The sequence below is a fragment of the Streptococcus sp. Marseille-Q8145 genome, from assembly GCF_965112035.1.
Window position 1 is genome coordinate 278972 of sequence record NZ_CBCOPQ010000002.1, and the last position, 17011, is coordinate 295982.

The following is a 17011-nucleotide window of genomic DNA, read 5'->3' on the forward strand; positions in this document are numbered from 1 at the left end:
ATTGGCTGATCTTTTCAGCCAGCCAATTTATTTTCCGATTTTGTGCTAAGGCACGTCAATAAAAATAAGAGGTGAAAATTGTGATTACGAAACCAGATAAAAATAAAATCCGCCAAAAACGCCACCGTCGCGTTCGCGGAAAACTCTCTGGAACTGCTGATCGCCCACGTTTGAACGTATTCCGTTCTAATACAGGCATCTACGCTCAAGTGATTGATGACGTAGCGGGTGTAACGCTCGCAAGCGCTTCAACTCTTGACAAAGAAGTTTCAAAAGGAACTAAAACTGAACAAGCCGTTGTTGTAGGTAAACTCGTTGCAGAACGTGCAGTTGCTAAAGGTATTTCTGAAGTGGTGTTTGACCGCGGTGGATATCTCTATCACGGACGTGTAAAAGCTTTGGCTGATGCAGCTCGTGAAAACGGATTGAAATTCTAATAGGGAGGACACTAGAAAATGGCATTTAAAGACAATGCAGTTGAACTTGAAGAACGCTTAGTTGCAGTCAACCGTGTTACTAAAGTTGTTAAAGGTGGACGTCGTCTTCGTTTTGCAGCTCTTGTAGTAGTTGGTGACCGCAACGGTCGTGTTGGTTTCGGTACTGGTAAAGCTCAAGAAGTACCAGAAGCTATCCGTAAAGCAGTTGAAGATGCGAAGAAAAACTTGATCGAAGTTCCAATGGTTGGTACAACTATTCCTCACGAAGTTCTTTCAGAATTTGGTGGAGCGAAAGTATTGCTTAAGCCAGCTGTTGAAGGTTCTGGAGTTGCTGCTGGTGGTGCTGTTCGTGCCGTCATCGAATTGGCAGGTGTGGCAGATGTTACATCTAAATCACTTGGTTCAAACACTCCAATCAACATCGTTCGCGCAACTGTTGAAGGCTTGAAACAATTGAAACGCGCTGAAGAAGTTGCTGCCCTTCGTGGTATTTCAGTTTCTGACTTGGCTTAAGAAAGGGGAACTCATGGCTCAAATTAAAATTACTTTGACTAAGTCTCCAATCGGACGCATCCCGTCACAACGTAAAACTGTTGTAGCACTTGGACTTGGCAAATTGAACAGCTCAGTTATCAAAGAAGACAATCCAGCGGTACGCGGTATGATCACTGCTGTATCTCACTTGGTAACTGTTGAAGAAGTTAAGTAAGCCTTAGCTGAAAAACTTTTATTAAGATACATTAGGGGATTTGAGAATTTTCTCAGCCCCTAAAACTAAATATATGTATAGGCGAGTTTGTATCAGAGACACCTTTTCTCTGGTACGAGCGCTAGCATTTTACAAAAGAGGAGAAAAATAATGAAACTTCATGAATTACAACCTGCTGCAGGTTCACGTAAAGTTCGCAACCGTGTTGGTCGCGGTACTTCATCAGGTAACGGTAAAACTTCTGGTCGCGGTCAAAAAGGTCAAAAAGCACGTAGCGGTGGCGGTGTTCGTCTTGGTTTTGAAGGTGGACAAACTCCATTGTTCCGTCGTGTACCAAAACGTGGTTTCTTGAATGTAAACCGTAAAGAATACGCGATTGTTAACCTTGACCAATTAAATGTCTTTGAAGATGGTGCAGAAGTAACTCCAGTTGTTCTCATCGAAGCAGGTATTGTAAAAGCTGAAAAATCTGGTGTTAAGATTCTTGGTAACGGAGAATTGACTAAGAAGTTGACTGTTAAAGCAGCTAAATTCTCTAAATCAGCTGAAGAAGCTATCACTGCTAAAGGTGGTTCAGTCGAAGTCATCTAAGAGAGGTGACCTATGTTTTTCAAGCTATTAAAAGACGCACTTAAAATAAAACAAGTACGGTCTAAGATTTTGTTCACACTGTTCATTATCTTAGTTTTCCGTATTGGTACAACTATAACCGTTCCAGGAATTAATGCGAAAGCATTGAACAGTTTAAGCGATTTACCTTTCTTAAACATGCTTAGTTTGGTTTCAGGGAATGCCATGCGTAACTTCTCTGTTTTTGCTCTCGGAGTTAGCCCTTACATCACGGCTTCGATCGTGGTTCAGCTCTTGCAAATGGATTTGCTTCCAAAATTTGTAGAGTGGGGCAAGCAAGGGGAAGTCGGACGGAGAAAGCTGAATCAGGCAACTCGCTATATTTCTCTGGTATTGGCCTTTGTCCAATCCATCGGGATTACAGCTGGGTTTGCGACTTTGTCGAGAACCAAATTAGTAGCGAATCCAAATTGGCAAACCTATCTTTTGATTGGTGCCCTCCTCACGACAGGTTCAGTTATTGTGACCTGGTTAGGAGAGCAAATCACAGATAAGGGTTATGGTAATGGTGTATCCATGATTATCTTTGCAGGGATTGTATCCGGTATTCCTGGGATGATCAAAGGAATCTATGAAGATTACTTTGTTAATATCCCGAGCGATCGACTCAATTCGTCTTTGATTTTCGTTGGGATTTTAATTGTTGCAGTTTTGGTGATTATCTATTTCACAACCTTTGTGCAACAAGCTGAGTACAAAATTCCAATTCAATATACGAAGATTGCTCAAGGTGCCCCTTCAAGTTCCTACCTACCGTTAAAAGTGAATCCTGCTGGTGTTATCCCAGTTATCTTTGCAAGTTCGATTACAGCTGCTCCAGCAGCTATCTTCCAATTTGTAAGTGCTATGGGCTATAACGCATCATGGGTTCGGACGGCGCAGGCGCTTCTGGCGACTACAACCATCAGTGGTATGTTTACCTATGCTCTGTTGATTATTCTCTTTACTTTCTTTTATACATTTGTACAAATTAATCCTGAAAAGACAGCAGAGAATTTACAAAAGAGTGGAGCCTACATCCCAGGTGTTCGTCCAGGTAAGGGAACGGAAGAATATATGTCTAAATTGCTTCGCCGTTTGGCGACAGTTGGCTCACTATTCCTAGGGATTATCACAATCATTCCGATCCTAGCCAAAGATCTTTTTGGTCTGACCGATGCAGTCGCTCTTGGAGGAACTAGTCTTCTTATCATCATTTCGACAGGTATTGAAGGAATGAAGCAGTTGGAAGGTTACCTTCTGAAGCGTAAGTATGTCGGATTTATGGATACTACAACAGAATAGAAATAGGTTGACTTAGTCAACCTTCTATTTTGTTTTTAAAAAAGTTTATTAAGTGTTTTAATAGATTGCTTTAAAAACAAAAAAGGAGACAAAACATGAATCTTTTGATTATGGGCTTGCCAGGTGCAGGCAAGGGAACACAAGCAGCCAAAATTGTGGAACAATTCCACGTGGCACATATTTCAACTGGGGATATGTTCCGTGCTGCTATGGCCAATGAAACAGAAATGGGTATTTTAGCGAAATCCTACATTTCTAAAGGCGAGTTGGTGCCAGATGAAGTGACAAACGGAATCGTGAAAGAGCGCTTGGCACAGGATGATATTAGAGAGACTGGTTTCTTGTTGGACGGTTATCCACGGACAATTGATCAAGCTCATGCTTTGGATCAAATCCTTGCGGATCTGGGTATCCAACTCGACGCAGTTATCAATATCGAAGTAAATCCAGATAGTTTGTTAGAACGTTTGAGTGGTCGGATTATCCACCGCGAAACAGGGGAAACCTTCCACAAAGTTTTCAACCCACCAGTGGATTACAAAGAGGAAGATTACTATCAACGTGAAGACGACAAACCTGAAACAGTAAAGCGTCGTCTAGATGTTAATATCGCTCAAGGCCAACCAATTATTGATCATTACCGTGCTCAAGGACTCGTTCACGACATTCAGGGCAATCAAGAGATTGAGGCAGTCTTCTCAGATATCGAAAAAGTCTTGTCAAATTTAAAATAAAAGCGTTTTTCCCGCTTGCAATATTTGACAAGTAGTGATACAATGAGTTAGTCTGACTTATAATTGTTACCTCTGTGCTCAGAGGAATCTATCGAAATTTAGGGAGGTGCTTTTGCGTGGCAAAAGACGATGTGATTGAAGTCGAAGGCAAAGTAGTTGATACGATGCCGAACGCAATGTTTACGGTTGAACTTGAAAATGGACATCAGATTTTAGCAACAGTTTCTGGTAAAATTCGTAAAAACTATATTCGTATTTTAGCGGGAGATCGTGTTACTGTCGAGATGAGTCCTTATGATTTGACACGTGGACGGATCACTTACCGCTTTAAATAATCGAAAAACTTGGAGGGATAAGAAATGAAAGTAAGACCATCGGTCAAACCAATTTGCGAATACTGTAAAGTTATTCGTCGTAATGGCCGTGTTATGGTAATTTGCCCAGCAAATCCAAAACACAAACAACGTCAAGGATAAGATAGAAAGGAGAAAACATGGCTCGTATTGCTGGAGTTGACATTCCAAATGACAAACGTGTAGTCGTTTCACTTACTTACGTGTATGGTATCGGACTTCCAACTTCTAAGAAAATTTTGGCTGCAGCTGGAATCTCAGAAGATATCCGTGTCAAAGATTTGACATCAGATCAAGAAGACGCTATCCGTCGCGAAGTGGATGCAATCAAGGTTGAAGGTGACCTTCGTCGTGAAGTAAACCTTAACATCAAACGTTTGATGGAAATCGGTTCATACCGTGGTATCCGTCACCGTCGTGGACTTCCTGTCCGTGGACAAAACACTAAAAACAATGCTCGTACTCGTAAAGGTAAAGCCGTTGCGATTGCAGGTAAGAAAAAATAATATAGGAGGTAAAAGTCTTGGCTAAACCAACACGTAAACGTCGTGTGAAGAAAAATATCGAATCTGGTATTGCACATATTCACGCTACATTTAATAACACTATTGTTATGATTACTGATGTGCATGGTAATGCGATTGCTTGGTCATCTGCTGGAGCTCTTGGTTTCAAAGGTTCTCGTAAATCTACACCATTTGCTGCCCAAATGGCATCTGAAGCAGCTGCTAAGTCTGCACAAGAACACGGTCTTAAATCAGTTGAAGTTACAGTTAAAGGTCCAGGTTCTGGTCGTGAGTCAGCTATTCGTGCACTTGCTGCAGCTGGTCTGGAAGTAACTGCTATTCGTGATGTGACTCCTGTGCCACACAATGGTGCTCGTCCTCCAAAACGTCGCCGTGTATAATCATAAACAATTACACTGCTTTTCGTTTAAGAGGGAGTTAACTAAATGATTGAGTTTGAAAAACCAAATATAACAAAAATTGATGAAAATAAAAATTATGGCAAGTTTGTAGTTGAGCCGCTAGAACGCGGTTACGGTACAACACTTGGAAATTCGCTTCGTCGTGTACTTCTCGCCTCACTTCCAGGTGCAGCAGTGACTTCTATCAACATTGAAGGAGTATTGCACGAATTTGATACGATTTCTGGGGTCCGCGAAGATGTTATGCAGATTATTCTGAACATCAAGGGGATTGCTGTAAAATCTTACGTCCAAGACGAAAAGATGATTGAATTGGATGTTGAAGGTCCTGCAGAAGTAACTGCTGGAGACATTTTGACAGACAGTGATATCGAAATTGTAAACCCTGATCATTATCTCTTTACAATCAGTGAAGGTGCTCGCTTTAAAGCGAAAATGGCTGTGAATAGCGGTCGTGGATATGTGCCAGCTGACGAAAATAAAAAAGATGATGCACCAGTAGGCACACTTGCGGTAGATTCTATCTATACGCCTGTGACAAAAGTAAATTACCAGGTTGAGCCAGCTCGTGTTGGTAGCAACGATGGTTTTGATAAACTTACCCTTGAAATTTTAACGAATGGAACAATTATTCCCGAAGACGCTTTGGGACTATCGGCTCGTATCCTGACAGAGCATCTGAACCTCTTTACAGATTTAACAGAAGTTGCTATTTCAACTGATGTGATGAAGGAAGCAGAGAAATCTTCAGATGATCGCATTTTGGAACGTACTATTGAAGAATTGGATCTATCAGTTCGTTCATACAACTGTCTGAAACGTGCAGGAATTAATACTGTCTTTGATTTGACAGAAAAATCTGAGCCTGAAATGATGAAAGTTCGTAACTTGGGCCGCAAGAGTCTTGAAGAAGTTAAAGTTAAACTTGCTGACCTTGGTCTTGGGTTAAGAAATGATAAATAAAGGAGGAATACATGGCTTACCGTAAACTAGGACGCACTAGCTCACAACGTAAAGCAATGCTTCGTGATTTGACTACTGACTTGATTATCAATGAATCAATCGTAACAACTGAAGCTCGTGCTAAAGAAATCCGTAAAACAGTTGAAAAAATGATTACTCTTGGTAAACGTGGTGACTTGCATGCTCGTCGTCAAGCAGCAGCTTTTGTACGAAACGAAATTGCATCAGAAAACTACAATGAAGAGACTAACAAGTACACTACAACTACAGCTCTTCAAAAATTATTCTCTGAATTGGCACCTCGCTATGCTGAGCGCAATGGTGGATACACTCGTATTCTTAAGACTGAACCACGCCGTGGGGATGCTGCGCCAATGGCAATTATTGAATTAGTATAATTTTTATCAATTTTGTTGAGTGTTATGATGATGGAGTTCTTATACTCTTAGTCTAGCTCTGGTCTACCGCTAGGATTTTTCCTAGCGGGAACACTCATCATCATGATGAAAGGGTAGACGCTTGTTTACGAAATTGCTTTTAGTGAAAAACAATTTCGTAAGCAGGCGTTTTTGAATGGGAAAAGAAAAACTTTGTTGAGGGAAGGAGAAGAAATGCAAGATTCGATTGCTATTTTGAAAGAACGTTATTTAGCCAATATAAAAGAAAATCCAGACTTATACATTGGGATTGAGTTAGAATTTCCGATTGTGAATCTTCAGGGAGGAGCGACAGATACTCGTGTAACAAAGGAGCTGTTAGTAAGGCTAAATTCAGACTATGGCTTTATCGTAGAAAGAAGGGATTCAGAGGGCAATCCTATCCAGTTAAAAGCTTCAGATAGCGAAGATCGGATACTTTTTGAAGTGTCTTACAATATTTTAGAATTTGCATTTGAAAAAGCGAAAAGGGTTCAGGAAGTCGAAAGACGCTTTAATCACTACTTAGACACTATTCAAAAGATTTTGCGCAAAAATCATCATGAGCTTCAGGGACATGGTTTACATCCATTCTGGAAGGAGAATGATAATGATCCTGTTAAATATCCCCGCTATCAAATGTTAATGCAATATCTAGCTTTGAGTGAGAAAATTGGAGGAGATTTCTTCCATCGCCATCCTGATTATGGTAGCTATATCTGTGGGAGCCAGGTACAGTTAGATGTTTCACGGGCAAATTTCATACAGGTAATTAACACCTTTAATCAAATCGAGGCTGCCAAAGCTTATCTTTTTGCCAATTCAGAATTACTTACAGAAGATTTTAACACTAGAATCTCGAGAGACCGCTTCTGGGAAGAGTCCATGCATGGCTTGTTAGTAGAAAATGTCGGTGTTAATCCCCATGATTTCAAAGATGAGGAAGATTTTTTCAATTATTTAGATCATACAGCCATTTTCAATGTTGAGCGAGAGGGTGACACCTATTATTTTCCTCCTATCGTAGCTGGAGAGTATCTAAAGCAGGAGCAAATCAAGGGATACAATTTAAGTGGCGAGGAAAGCCTAATAATCCCCCAAGCAGATGATTTTTGTAATCACAGAAGCTACCAGTACCAAGATTTGACAACGCGGGGAACGATAGAATTTAGGAGCACTTGTGCTCAGCCTCTCGATAGGACCTTTGCACCAGCAGCTTTTCATTTGGGATTGTTGGTTAATCTTGAGGAAGTGACCGCTTATCTTGAAGATTGTGATTTCTTCAAATTAGAGGGGCGTAACTATAAAAGGCTGCGCAGAAAGTATTCGCAAATCGAGTTAACACAAGCGGATCAAGACTCTATTCAATCATTTGCAGCTGATCTCCTTCAATTAGCTGTTAAAGGTCTGGAGAAACGAAAAGAAGGGGAAGAGTGCTACTTGTTACCGCTTATGAATGAGAGATAAAGTAATTTCTTTTTAACTTCTAATAGAAAGCTGAAGTAAATTTCTTTATGTGATTGATTGGACTGTGTATTATACTAGTTTGAGTATATTTGAATGAATTTAATTGTAGCTAGAGCATTAAGCGACTTTAGCAGCACGGTGATATAGAGAATAAGGGAGAGGGAAGAAGAGGTTACCTTTCCCTATTTAGTTATTGATTTATCAGTGATATTGATTGTGTTAGGAAATAAAATTGAAAAAAAGATAAAAAAATTTCAAAAAAGTGTTGACAAGGTAATGGATAGGTGATATACTGATATAGTTGTCGCTTGAGAGAGCGATAAAGACCTTTGAAAACTGAACAAGACGAACCAATGTGCAGGGCGCTACAACAAATGTTGTAGTACTGAACAAAGAAAAAACAATAAATCTGTCAGTGACAGAAATGAGTGAGAACTCAAACTTTTAATGAGAGTTTGATCCTGGCTCAGGACGAACGCTGGCGGCGTGCCTAATACATGCAAGTAGAACGCTGAAGGAGGAGCTTGCTCTTCTGGATGAGTTGCGAACGGGTGAGTAACGCGTAGGTAACCTGCCTGGTAGCGGGGGATAACTATTGGAAACGATAGCTAATACCGCATAACATTGACTATTGCATGATAGTCAATTGAAAGGTGCAAATGCACCACTACCAGATGGACCTGCGTTGTATTAGCTAGTTGGTGGGGTAACGGCTCACCAAGGCGACGATACATAGCCGACCTGAGAGGGTGATCGGCCACACTGGGACTGAGACACGGCCCAGACTCCTACGGGAGGCAGCAGTAGGGAATCTTCGGCAATGGACGGAAGTCTGACCGAGCAACGCCGCGTGAGTGAAGAAGGTTTTCGGATCGTAAAGCTCTGTTGTAAGAGAAGAACGAGTGTGAGAGTGGAAAGTTCACACTGTGACGGTATCTTACCAGAAAGGGACGGCTAACTACGTGCCAGCAGCCGCGGTAATACGTAGGTCCCGAGCGTTGTCCGGATTTATTGGGCGTAAAGCGAGCGCAGGCGGTTAGATAAGTCTGAAGTTAAAGGCTGTGGCTTAACCATAGTACGCTTTGGAAACTGTTTAACTTGAGTGCAGAAGGGGAGAGTGGAATTCCATGTGTAGCGGTGAAATGCGTAGATATATGGAGGAACACCGGTGGCGAAAGCGGCTCTCTGGTCTGTAACTGACGCTGAGGCTCGAAAGCGTGGGGAGCAAACAGGATTAGATACCCTGGTAGTCCACGCCGTAAACGATGAGTGCTAGGTGTTGGGTCCTTTCCGGGACTCAGTGCCGCAGCTAACGCATTAAGCACTCCGCCTGGGGAGTACGACCGCAAGGTTGAAACTCAAAGGAATTGACGGGGGCCCGCACAAGCGGTGGAGCATGTGGTTTAATTCGAAGCAACGCGAAGAACCTTACCAGGTCTTGACATCCCGGTGCCCGTCCTAGAGATAGGATTTTGCTTCGGCACACCGGTGACAGGTGGTGCATGGTTGTCGTCAGCTCGTGTCGTGAGATGTTGGGTTAAGTCCCGCAACGAGCGCAACCCTTATTGTTAGTTGCCATCATTTAGTTGGGCACTCTAGCGAGACTGCCGGTAATAAACCGGAGGAAGGTGGGGATGACGTCAAATCATCATGCCCCTTATGACCTGGGCTACACACGTGCTACAATGGCTGGTACAACGAGTTGCAAGTCGGTGACGGCAAGCTAATCTCTTAAAGCCAGTCTCAGTTCGGATTGTAGGCTGCAACTCGCCTACATGAAGTCGGAATCGCTAGTAATCGCGGATCAGCACGCCGCGGTGAATACGTTCCCGGGCCTTGTACACACCGCCCGTCACACCACGAGAGTTTGTAACACCCGAAGTCGGTGAGGTAACCTTTTAGGAGCCAGCCGCCTAAGGTGGGATAGATGATTGGGGTGAAGTCGTAACAAGGTAGCCGTATCGGAAGGTGCGGCTGGATCACCTCCTTTCTAAGGAAAAACGGAAGCCATTGGTCGTCATGTTTAGTTTTGAGAGGTCTTGTGGGGCCTTAGCTCAGCTGGGAGAGCGCCTGCTTTGCACGCAGGAGGTCAGCGGTTCGATCCCGCTAGGCTCCATTAGGATAGTGATAACTATTCTAAACTTGTCCATTGAAAATTGAATAACTATATCAAATAGTAACAAGAAAATAAACCGAAACGCTGTGAATATTAATGAGTTTAAGACTGAAAGGTCAAAAATAAGGTTAAGTTAGTAAGGGCGCACGGTGGATGCCTTGGCACTAGGAGCCGATGAAGGACGTGACAAACGACGAAATGCCTCGGGGAGCTGTAAGTAAGCGCAGATCCGGGGATGTCCGAATGGGGGAACCCAACAGGTACTACCTGTTACCCATCTCTGTTAAGGAGATGAGGAGGAAGACGCAGTGAACTGAAACATCTAAGTAGCTGCAGGAAGAGAAAGCAAAAGCGATTGCCTTAGTAGCGGCGAGCGAAACGGCAGGAGGGCAAACCGAAGAGTTTACTCTTCGGGGTTGTAGGACTGCAATGTGGACTCAGATTTTATAGAAGAATGACATGGGAAGGTCAGCCAAAGAGAGTAAGAGCCTCGTATTTTAAATAGAATCTGTACCTAGCAGAATCCTGAGTACGGCGGGACACGTGAAATCCCGTCGGAATCTGGGAGGACCATCTCCCAACCCTAAATACTCCCTAGTGACCGATAGTGAACCAGTACCGTGAGGGAAAGGTGAAAAGTACCCCGGAAGGGGAGTGAAATAGAACCTGAAACCGTGTGCCTACAACAAGTTCGAGCCCGTTAATGGGTGAGAGCGTGCCTTTTGTAGAATGAACCGGCGAGTTACGTTATGATGCGAGGTTAAGTTGAAGAGACGGAGCCGTAGGGAAACCGAGTCTGAATAGGGCGTCTTAGTATCATGATGTAGACCCGAAACCATGTGACCTACCCATGAGCAGGTTGAAGGTGCGGTAAAACGCACTGGAGGACCGAACCAGGGCACGTTGAAAAGTGCTTGGATGACTTGTGGGTAGCGGAGAAATTCCAAACGAACTTGGAGATAGCTGGTTCTCTCCGAAATAGCTTTAGGGCTAGCGTCGACATAGAGATTCTTGGAGGTAGAGCACTGTTTGGGTGAGGGGTCCATCCCGGATTACCAATCTCAGATAAACTCCGAATGCCAATGAATTATGGTCGGCAGTCAGACTGCGAGTGCTAAGATCCGTAGTCGAAAGGGAAACAGCCCAGACCACCAGCTAAGGTCCCAAAATAATTGTTAAGTGGAAAAGGATGTGGGGTTGCACAGACAACTAGGATGTTAGCTTAGAAGCAGCTATTCATTCAAAGAGTGCGTAATAGCTCACTAGTCGAGTGACCCTGCGCCGAAAATGTACCGGGGCTAAAACAATTTACCGAAGCTGTGGATACCTTTATAGGTATGGTAGGAGAGCGTTCTATGTGTGGCGAAGGTGTACCGTGAGGAGCGCTGGAACGCATAGAAGTGAGAATGCCGGTATGAGTAGCGAAAGATGGGTGAGAATCCCATCCACCGTAAGACTAAGGTTTCCAGGGGAAGGCTCGTCCGCCCTGGGTTAGTCGGGACCTAAGGAGAGACCGAAAGGTGTATCCGATGGACAACAGGTTGATATTCCTGTACTAGAGTATGAAGTGATGGAGGGACGCAGTAGGCTAACTCGTGCGTACGAATGGATGTACGTCTAAGCAGTGAGGCGTGGTATGAGTCAAATGCTTATACCTGTAACGTTGAGCTGTGATGGGGAGCGAAGTTTAGTAGCGAGTGAGTGATGTCACACTGCCAAGAAAAGCTTCTAGCGTTGTATCATACTCTACCCGTACCGCAAACCGACACAGGTAGTCGAGGCGAGTAGCCTCAGGTGAGCGAGAGAACTCTCGTTAAGGAACTCGGCAAAATGACCCCGTAACTTCGGGAGAAGGGGTGCTGACATAGGTCAGCCGCAGTGAATAGGCCCAAGCAACTGTTTATCAAAAACACAGCTCTCTGCTAAATCGTAAGATGATGTATAGGGGGTGACGCCTGCCCGGTGCTGGAAGGTTAAGAGGAGTGCTTAGCGGTAACGCGAAGGTATGAATTGAAGCCCCAGTAAACGGCGGCCGTAACTATAACGGTCCTAAGGTAGCGAAATTCCTTGTCGGGTAAGTTCCGACCCGCACGAAAGGCGTAATGATTTGGGCACTGTCTCAACGAGAGACTCGGTGAAATTTTAGTACCTGTGAAGATGCAGGTTACCCGCGACAGGACGGAAAGACCCCATGGAGCTTTACTGCAGTTTGATATTGAGTGTCTGTGCCACATGTACAGGATAGGTAGGAGCCTATGAGATCGGGACGCCAGTTTCGATGGAGGCGTTGTTGGGATACTACCCTTGTGTTATGGCCACTCTAACCCGGATAGGTGATCCCTATCGGAGACAGTGTCTGACGGGCAGTTTGACTGGGGCGGTCGCCTCCTAAAAGGTAACGGAGGCGCCCAAAGGTTCCCTCAGACTGGTTGGAAATCAGTCGCAGAGTGTAAAGGTATAAGGGAGCTTGACTGCGAGAGCTACAACTCGAGCAGGGACGAAAGTCGGGCTTAGTGATCCGGTGGTTCCGCATGGAAGGGCCATCGCTCAACGGATAAAAGCTACCCTGGGGATAACAGGCTTATCTCCCCCAAGAGTTCACATCGACGGGGAGGTTTGGCACCTCGATGTCGGCTCGTCGCATCCTGGGGCTGTAGTCGGTCCCAAGGGTTGGGCTGTTCGCCCATTAAAGCGGCACGCGAGCTGGGTTCAGAACGTCGTGAGACAGTTCGGTCCCTATCCGTCGCGGGCGTAGGAAATTTGAGAGGATCTGCTCCTAGTACGAGAGGACCAGAGTGGACTTACCGCTGGTGTACCAGTTGTCTCGCCAGAGGCATCGCTGGGTAGCTATGTAGGGAAGGGATAAACGCTGAAAGCATCTAAGTGTGAAACCCACCTCAAGATGAGATTTCCCATAACGCAAGTTAGTAAGAGCCCTGAGAGAAGATCAGGTAGATAGGTTAGGAGTGGAAGTGTGGCGACACATGTAGCGGACTAATACTAATAGCTCGAGGACTTATCCAATTTTCATTGAGCGCAGCTTTTGGCAAGTATTGTGAGGTTTGAGTAGTTATTCAATTTTGAGTTGACAAGGCAACAAGATGTTGTAAGTTAATTCAGTTAGTTAAGTGACGATAGCCTAGGAGATACACCTGTACCCATGCCGAACACAGAAGTTAAGCCCTAGAACGCCGGAAGTAGTTGGGGGTTGCCCCCTGTGAGATATGGTAGTCGCTTAGCTATTATCCGCCATAGCTCAGTTGGTAGTAGCGCATGACTGTTAATCATGATGTCGTAGGTTCGAGTCCTACTGGCGGAGTAAATGAACATATGAGAAAAGAGCAGTTAGCTCTTTTTTCTTTCTCTCTATCGATGCTTTTGGATTGTTTTAGAATCAGAGTGTTACTATAGTTGGAGCTTGACTCTTTTCTTTTTTGTGGTATAATTAACCGGTAAAGTTTCAACCAGTTAAGAAAGGAAGCGAAGAATGGGGCATTTAGCAGAAAAAATTAATCATTTTTTGAATGAGGTTATATTGACAGCTGAGAATCAACATGAAATCTTGGTCGGCTCTTGTACGAGCGATGTGCGGCTAACGAACACGCAGGAACATATTTTAATGCTCTTGTCTCAGGAATCTTTGACAAATTCTGATCTGGCAAAGAGGCTGAATGTTAGCCAGGCTGCTGTAACTAAAGCTGTTAAGGCTTTGGTGGAGCAAAAGATGTTAGAAACATTTAAGGATAAGAAGGATGCTCGTGTGACTTTTTATCGATTGACTGATTTGGCACGACCGATTGCGGAAGAGCATCAACATCATCATGTTCATACTTTGGAGACTTACCAGAGATTGGCAGAGCAATTTTCTTCTGATGAGCAGGAAGTAATTGTGAAATTTTTGGATGGTTTGATTGGAGAAATTGGGAAATGAGATATATCACAGTGGAAAATCTGTCCTTTTACTATGACAAGGAGCCTGTGTTGGAGCATATTCATTACTTTTTGGATAGTGGCGAGTTCGTAACCTTGACAGGGGAGAATGGGGCTGCTAAGACGACACTTGTCAAGGCTAGTCTGGGGATTCTGCAGCCTAAGCATGGCGAGGTCAAGATTTCTAAGACCAATGAGAGAGGCAAGAAATTGAGAATTGCTTATCTTCCTCAGCAGATTGCTAGTTTTAATGCAGGTTTTCCTAGTACGGTTTACGAGTTTGTTAAGTCGGGACGTTATCCACGCAAGGGCTGGTTTCGTCGTTTGAATGAACACGATGAGGAGCATATCAAGGCTAGTTTGGAGTCAGTTGGAATGTGGGAACATCGGGACAAGAGGATTGGTTCTCTCTCTGGTGGTCAAAAGCAGCGGGCTGTGATTGCTCGGATGTTTGCTTCGGATCCGGATATTTTTGTCCTAGATGAGCCGACAACAGGGATGGATTCAGGCAGTAAGGATGAATTTTACAAGCTCATGCACCATAGTGCTCATCAGCACGGGAAAGCGGTCTTGATGATTACGCACGATCCAGAGGAAGTTCGCAAATATGCTGACCGCAACATTCATCTAGTTCGGAATCAGGACTCACCTTGGCGCTGTTTCAATGTGCATGAAAGTGACAGCGGACAGGAGGTGAGTCATGTTTAATCTATTTTCCTATGATTTTATGCAGCGGGCCTTTTTGGCGGTTATTGCCATGAGCCTCTTTTCACCGATTTTAGGCACTTTCCTTATTTTACGTCGGCAGAGCCTCATGAGTGACACGCTCAGTCACGTTTCTCTGGCAGGCGTGGCCTTTGGTTTGGTTCTAGGTTTGTCACCGACCTTCACAACGGTAGTGGTGGTTATCATTGCAGCAGTATTTTTGGAGTACCTGCGGACTATCTATAAGAATTTCATGGAAATCGGTACAGCTATTCTCATGTCAACGGGATTAGCGGTTTCCTTGATTGTTATGAGTAAGGGTAAGAGTTCAAGCTCGATGAGTTTGGATCAGTATCTATTTGGCTCCATTGTGACTATCAGTAGGGAGCAGGTGATTTCTCTCTTTGTCATTGCTGCTGTGGTGCTTGTCTTGACTTTCCTCTTCATTCGGCCTATGTATATCTTGACCTTTGATGAGGATACGGCCTTTGTGGATGGGCTGCCTGTGCGGACTATGTCTATTCTCTTTAATATTGTGACGGGTGTTGCGATTGCCCTCATGATTCCAGCTGCGGGAGCCTTGCTGGTCTCGACCATTATGGTCCTGCCGGCCAGTATTGCCCTGCGGATTGGGAAAAATTTCAAGTCGGTTATTTTGTTGGCAAATGTCATCGGCTTCTTTGGTATGATTGCCGGACTTTATATTTCTTACTATGCAGAGACACCAGCTAGTGCCAGCATTACGATTATCTTCGTCAGCTTGTTCTTGCTGGTCAATCTAATCAAAAAATTTATGAAATAGGAGCAGAAAATGAAAAAAATTAGCTTACTATTAGTAGGTTTACTGAGTATTTTCTTAGTAGCTTGTTCTAATCAAAAAAATGCAGATGGCAAGCTCAATATTGTCACGACTTTTTATCCTGTTTATGAGTTTACCAAGCAGGTGGCTGGAGATGAAGCCAATGTTGAACTTCTAATCGGGGCTGGTACAGAGCCGCATGATTATGAGCCTTCAGCCAAAGCGGTTGCGAAGATTCAGGATGCAGATGCCTTTGTCTATGAAAATGAAAATATGGAGACTTGGGTTCCAGATATGCTAAAAACTTTGAAAAATAAGGAAGAAAAGGTTATCAAGGCGACTGGAAATATGCTTTTGCTGCCTGGTGGTGAAGAGGAAGAAGACCACGACCATGGTGAAGAGGGGCATCATCATGAATATGACCCTCATGTTTGGCTGTCTCCGAAGCGAGCTATTAAAATGGTGGAACATATCCGAGATAGTCTGAGCAAGGCCTATCCTGACAAGAAAGCTTCTTTTGAGAAAAATGCGGCGGCTTATATCAAGAAGCTAGAAGCCTTGGATAAAGAATTTGAAGCTGGTTTGGCCAACGCTAAGCAAAAGAGCTTCGTCACTCAGCACGCTGCCTTTAACTATCTGGCATTGGACTATGGCTTGAAACAGGTACCAATTTCTGGACTTTCACCAGACAGTGAACCATCCGCTTCACGCTTGGCTGAATTGACCGAGTACATCAAGAAAAATAAAATCAAGTATATCTACTTTGAAGAAAATGCTTCTCAGGCTCTGGCTTCCACTTTGGCTAAGGAAACAGGAGTAGAGCTTGATGTATTGAATCCGCTGGAAAGCTTGACAGAAAAGCAGAGCAAGGACGGGGCAGACTATATTTCGATCATGCAGGCTAATCTAAAGGCCCTCAAGAAAACGACTGACCAAGAGGGAGCGGAGATTGCAGCCGAGAAAGAAGAAGACGATAAGACAGTCCAAAACGGCTACTTTGAAGACAGTGCTGTCAAGGATCGGACCTTGTCTGACTATGCTGGCGAGTGGCAGTCTGTTTACCCATATCTGAAGGACGGTACCCTAGATCAAGTCTTTGACTACAAGGCTAAGTTGACTGGGAAAATGACGGCAGCTGAATACAAGGACTACTATGACAAGGGCTATAAGACGGATATTTCCAATATCAATATCACAGACAAGACCATGGAATTTGTGGTAGATGGGAAAACCAAGAAATATACGTATAAATACGTTGGTAAGCACACTCTGACTTACTCTAAGGGAAATCGTGGAGTTCGCTTTATGTTTGAAGCGACAGATGCGGATGCTGGCCAGTACAAATATGTTCAGTTTAGCGACCATAACATTGCACCGACCAAGGCGGCTCACTTCCATATCTTCTATGGTGGTGAGAGTCAGGAAGCGCTCTTTAATGAGCTGGAAAACTGGCCAACCTACTATCCAAGTAAGTTGACAGGTCAAGAAATCGCCCAAGAGATGTTGGCACACTAATAGAATAAAGCAAGAAGACGGGATT

17 protein-coding genes, 2 tRNA genes and 3 rRNA genes are annotated in these 17011 nt (G+C 44.0%); all 22 read left to right on the forward strand.

Annotated elements, in window-relative coordinates:
- Positions 1–80 precede the first annotated feature (80 nt).
- The 22 genes from rplR (at position 81) to ACWPVL_RS04925 (ending at position 16986) form a co-directional block, all read left to right on the forward strand.
- The gene (rplR, locus tag ACWPVL_RS04820; RefSeq protein WP_009659213.1) at positions 81–437 is read left to right on the forward strand and encodes a 50S ribosomal protein L18; all 357 of its coding nucleotides are present in this window, start codon (positions 81–83) and stop codon (positions 435–437) included.
- Positions 438–455: 18 nt separating this feature from the next.
- Positions 456–950 (forward strand): 30S ribosomal protein S5, encoded by a 495-nt coding sequence (rpsE, locus tag ACWPVL_RS04825; protein WP_005591292.1) that lies wholly within the window; start codon positions 456–458, stop codon positions 948–950.
- Between the two features lie 13 nt (positions 951–963).
- A complete protein-coding gene (gene rpmD / locus ACWPVL_RS04830; RefSeq protein WP_002894509.1) occupies positions 964–1146 on the forward strand; it encodes a 50S ribosomal protein L30 in 183 nt (60 codons plus the stop codon).
- A 150-nt stretch (positions 1147–1296) separates the two neighbouring features.
- Positions 1297–1737, forward strand: a complete 441-nt coding sequence (rplO, locus tag ACWPVL_RS04835) for a 50S ribosomal protein L15 (RefSeq protein WP_045498220.1) — start codon at positions 1297–1299, stop codon at positions 1735–1737.
- Between the two features lie 12 nt (positions 1738–1749).
- Positions 1750–3060 carry a preprotein translocase subunit SecY gene (secY, locus tag ACWPVL_RS04840; RefSeq protein ID WP_005591290.1) on the forward strand — a complete coding sequence of 437 codons (1311 nt, stop codon included), beginning with the start codon at positions 1750–1752 and terminating at the stop codon, positions 3058–3060.
- 95 nt (positions 3061–3155) lie between these two features.
- Complete coding sequence (locus ACWPVL_RS04845) at positions 3156–3794, forward strand: adenylate kinase (protein WP_454387264.1); 639 nt, start codon at positions 3156–3158, stop codon at positions 3792–3794.
- A gap of 116 nt (positions 3795–3910) precedes the next feature.
- Positions 3911–4129 (forward strand): translation initiation factor IF-1, encoded by a 219-nt coding sequence (infA, locus tag ACWPVL_RS04850; RefSeq protein ID WP_001029883.1) that lies wholly within the window; start codon positions 3911–3913, stop codon positions 4127–4129.
- Between the two features lie 24 nt (positions 4130–4153).
- Positions 4154–4270, forward strand: a complete 117-nt coding sequence (gene rpmJ, locus ACWPVL_RS04855) for a 50S ribosomal protein L36 (protein WP_001808836.1) — start codon at positions 4154–4156, stop codon at positions 4268–4270.
- A gap of 17 nt (positions 4271–4287) precedes the next feature.
- On the forward strand, positions 4288–4653 hold the full coding sequence (rpsM, locus tag ACWPVL_RS04860) for a 30S ribosomal protein S13 (RefSeq protein WP_005591288.1): 366 nt from the start codon (positions 4288–4290) through the stop codon (positions 4651–4653).
- 17 nt (positions 4654–4670) lie between these two features.
- Positions 4671–5054, forward strand: coding sequence for a 30S ribosomal protein S11 (gene rpsK / locus ACWPVL_RS04865; protein WP_001118385.1), 384 nt, complete (start codon positions 4671–4673; stop codon positions 5052–5054).
- Between the two features lie 45 nt (positions 5055–5099).
- A complete protein-coding gene (locus ACWPVL_RS04870) occupies positions 5100–6038 on the forward strand; it encodes a DNA-directed RNA polymerase subunit alpha (protein WP_005591287.1) in 939 nt (312 codons plus the stop codon).
- Between the two features lie 11 nt (positions 6039–6049).
- Positions 6050–6436: a 50S ribosomal protein L17 gene (rplQ, locus tag ACWPVL_RS04875; RefSeq protein ID WP_005591286.1), complete on the forward strand. Its 387-nt coding sequence runs from the start codon at positions 6050–6052 to the stop codon at positions 6434–6436.
- A gap of 213 nt (positions 6437–6649) precedes the next feature.
- Entirely contained in the window at positions 6650–7921 is a 1272-nt protein-coding gene (locus tag ACWPVL_RS04880) for a glutamate-cysteine ligase family protein (protein WP_454387267.1), read from the forward strand.
- Positions 7922–8364: 443 nt separating this feature from the next.
- Positions 8365–9911, forward strand: a 16S ribosomal RNA gene (locus tag ACWPVL_RS04885).
- 53 nt (positions 9912–9964) lie between these two features.
- Positions 9965–10037: transfer RNA gene (locus ACWPVL_RS04890), tRNA-Ala, on the forward strand.
- 126 nt (positions 10038–10163) lie between these two features.
- Positions 10164–13061 (forward strand): 23S ribosomal RNA (locus tag ACWPVL_RS04895).
- Between the two features lie 100 nt (positions 13062–13161).
- Positions 13162–13277, forward strand: a 5S ribosomal RNA gene (gene rrf / locus ACWPVL_RS04900).
- Together the 16S, 23S and 5S rRNA genes with 2 tRNA genes alongside form the textbook arrangement of a ribosomal RNA operon.
- 5 nt (positions 13278–13282) lie before the next feature.
- Positions 13283–13356, forward strand: a tRNA-Asn gene (locus ACWPVL_RS04905).
- A gap of 168 nt (positions 13357–13524) precedes the next feature.
- Positions 13525–13968: a zinc-dependent MarR family transcriptional regulator gene (locus ACWPVL_RS04910; protein ID WP_454387269.1), complete on the forward strand. Its 444-nt coding sequence runs from the start codon at positions 13525–13527 to the stop codon at positions 13966–13968.
- The gene (locus ACWPVL_RS04915; protein WP_454387271.1) at positions 13965–14675 is read left to right on the forward strand and encodes a metal ABC transporter ATP-binding protein; all 711 of its coding nucleotides are present in this window, start codon (positions 13965–13967) and stop codon (positions 14673–14675) included. The genes ACWPVL_RS04910 and ACWPVL_RS04915 overlap by 4 nt, the downstream gene beginning before the upstream one ends.
- Positions 14668–15474, forward strand: coding sequence for a metal ABC transporter permease (locus ACWPVL_RS04920; protein ID WP_454387273.1), 807 nt, complete (start codon positions 14668–14670; stop codon positions 15472–15474). Before ACWPVL_RS04915 ends, ACWPVL_RS04920 begins: the two co-directional genes overlap by 8 nt.
- Positions 15475–15483: 9 nt before the next feature.
- Positions 15484–16986, forward strand: coding sequence for a zinc ABC transporter substrate-binding protein AdcA (locus tag ACWPVL_RS04925; protein WP_454387275.1), 1503 nt, complete (start codon positions 15484–15486; stop codon positions 16984–16986).
- Positions 16987–17011: the final 25 nt, after the last annotated feature.

Excerpts from the sequence above, each read along its gene's own strand:
- rpmD (WP_002894509.1), top strand. The coding sequence starts at position 964 with ATGGCTCAAATTAAAATTACTTTGACTAAGTCTCCAATCGGACGCATC.
- rpmJ (WP_001808836.1), top strand. The coding sequence starts at position 4,154 with ATGAAAGTAAGACCATCGGTCAAACCAATTTGCGAATACTGTAAAGTT.
- ACWPVL_RS04845 (WP_454387264.1), top strand. The coding sequence starts at position 3,156 with ATGAATCTTTTGATTATGGGCTTGCCAGGTGCAGGCAAGGGAACACAA.
- rpsM (WP_005591288.1), top strand. The coding sequence starts at position 4,288 with ATGGCTCGTATTGCTGGAGTTGACATTCCAAATGACAAACGTGTAGTC.
- rplQ (WP_005591286.1), top strand. The coding sequence starts at position 6,050 with ATGGCTTACCGTAAACTAGGACGCACTAGCTCACAACGTAAAGCAATG.
- secY (WP_005591290.1), top strand. The coding sequence starts at position 1,750 with ATGTTTTTCAAGCTATTAAAAGACGCACTTAAAATAAAACAAGTACGG.
- rplO (WP_045498220.1), top strand. The coding sequence starts at position 1,297 with ATGAAACTTCATGAATTACAACCTGCTGCAGGTTCACGTAAAGTTCGC.
- ACWPVL_RS04920 (WP_454387273.1), top strand. The coding sequence starts at position 14,668 with ATGTTTAATCTATTTTCCTATGATTTTATGCAGCGGGCCTTTTTGGCG.
- ACWPVL_RS04910 (WP_454387269.1), top strand. The coding sequence starts at position 13,525 with ATGGGGCATTTAGCAGAAAAAATTAATCATTTTTTGAATGAGGTTATA.
- ACWPVL_RS04880 (WP_454387267.1), top strand. The coding sequence starts at position 6,650 with ATGCAAGATTCGATTGCTATTTTGAAAGAACGTTATTTAGCCAATATA.
- ACWPVL_RS04870 (WP_005591287.1), top strand. The coding sequence starts at position 5,100 with ATGATTGAGTTTGAAAAACCAAATATAACAAAAATTGATGAAAATAAA.
- ACWPVL_RS04915 (WP_454387271.1), top strand. The coding sequence starts at position 13,965 with ATGAGATATATCACAGTGGAAAATCTGTCCTTTTACTATGACAAGGAG.
- rpsE (WP_005591292.1), top strand. The coding sequence starts at position 456 with ATGGCATTTAAAGACAATGCAGTTGAACTTGAAGAACGCTTAGTTGCA.
- ACWPVL_RS04925 (WP_454387275.1), top strand. The coding sequence starts at position 15,484 with ATGAAAAAAATTAGCTTACTATTAGTAGGTTTACTGAGTATTTTCTTA.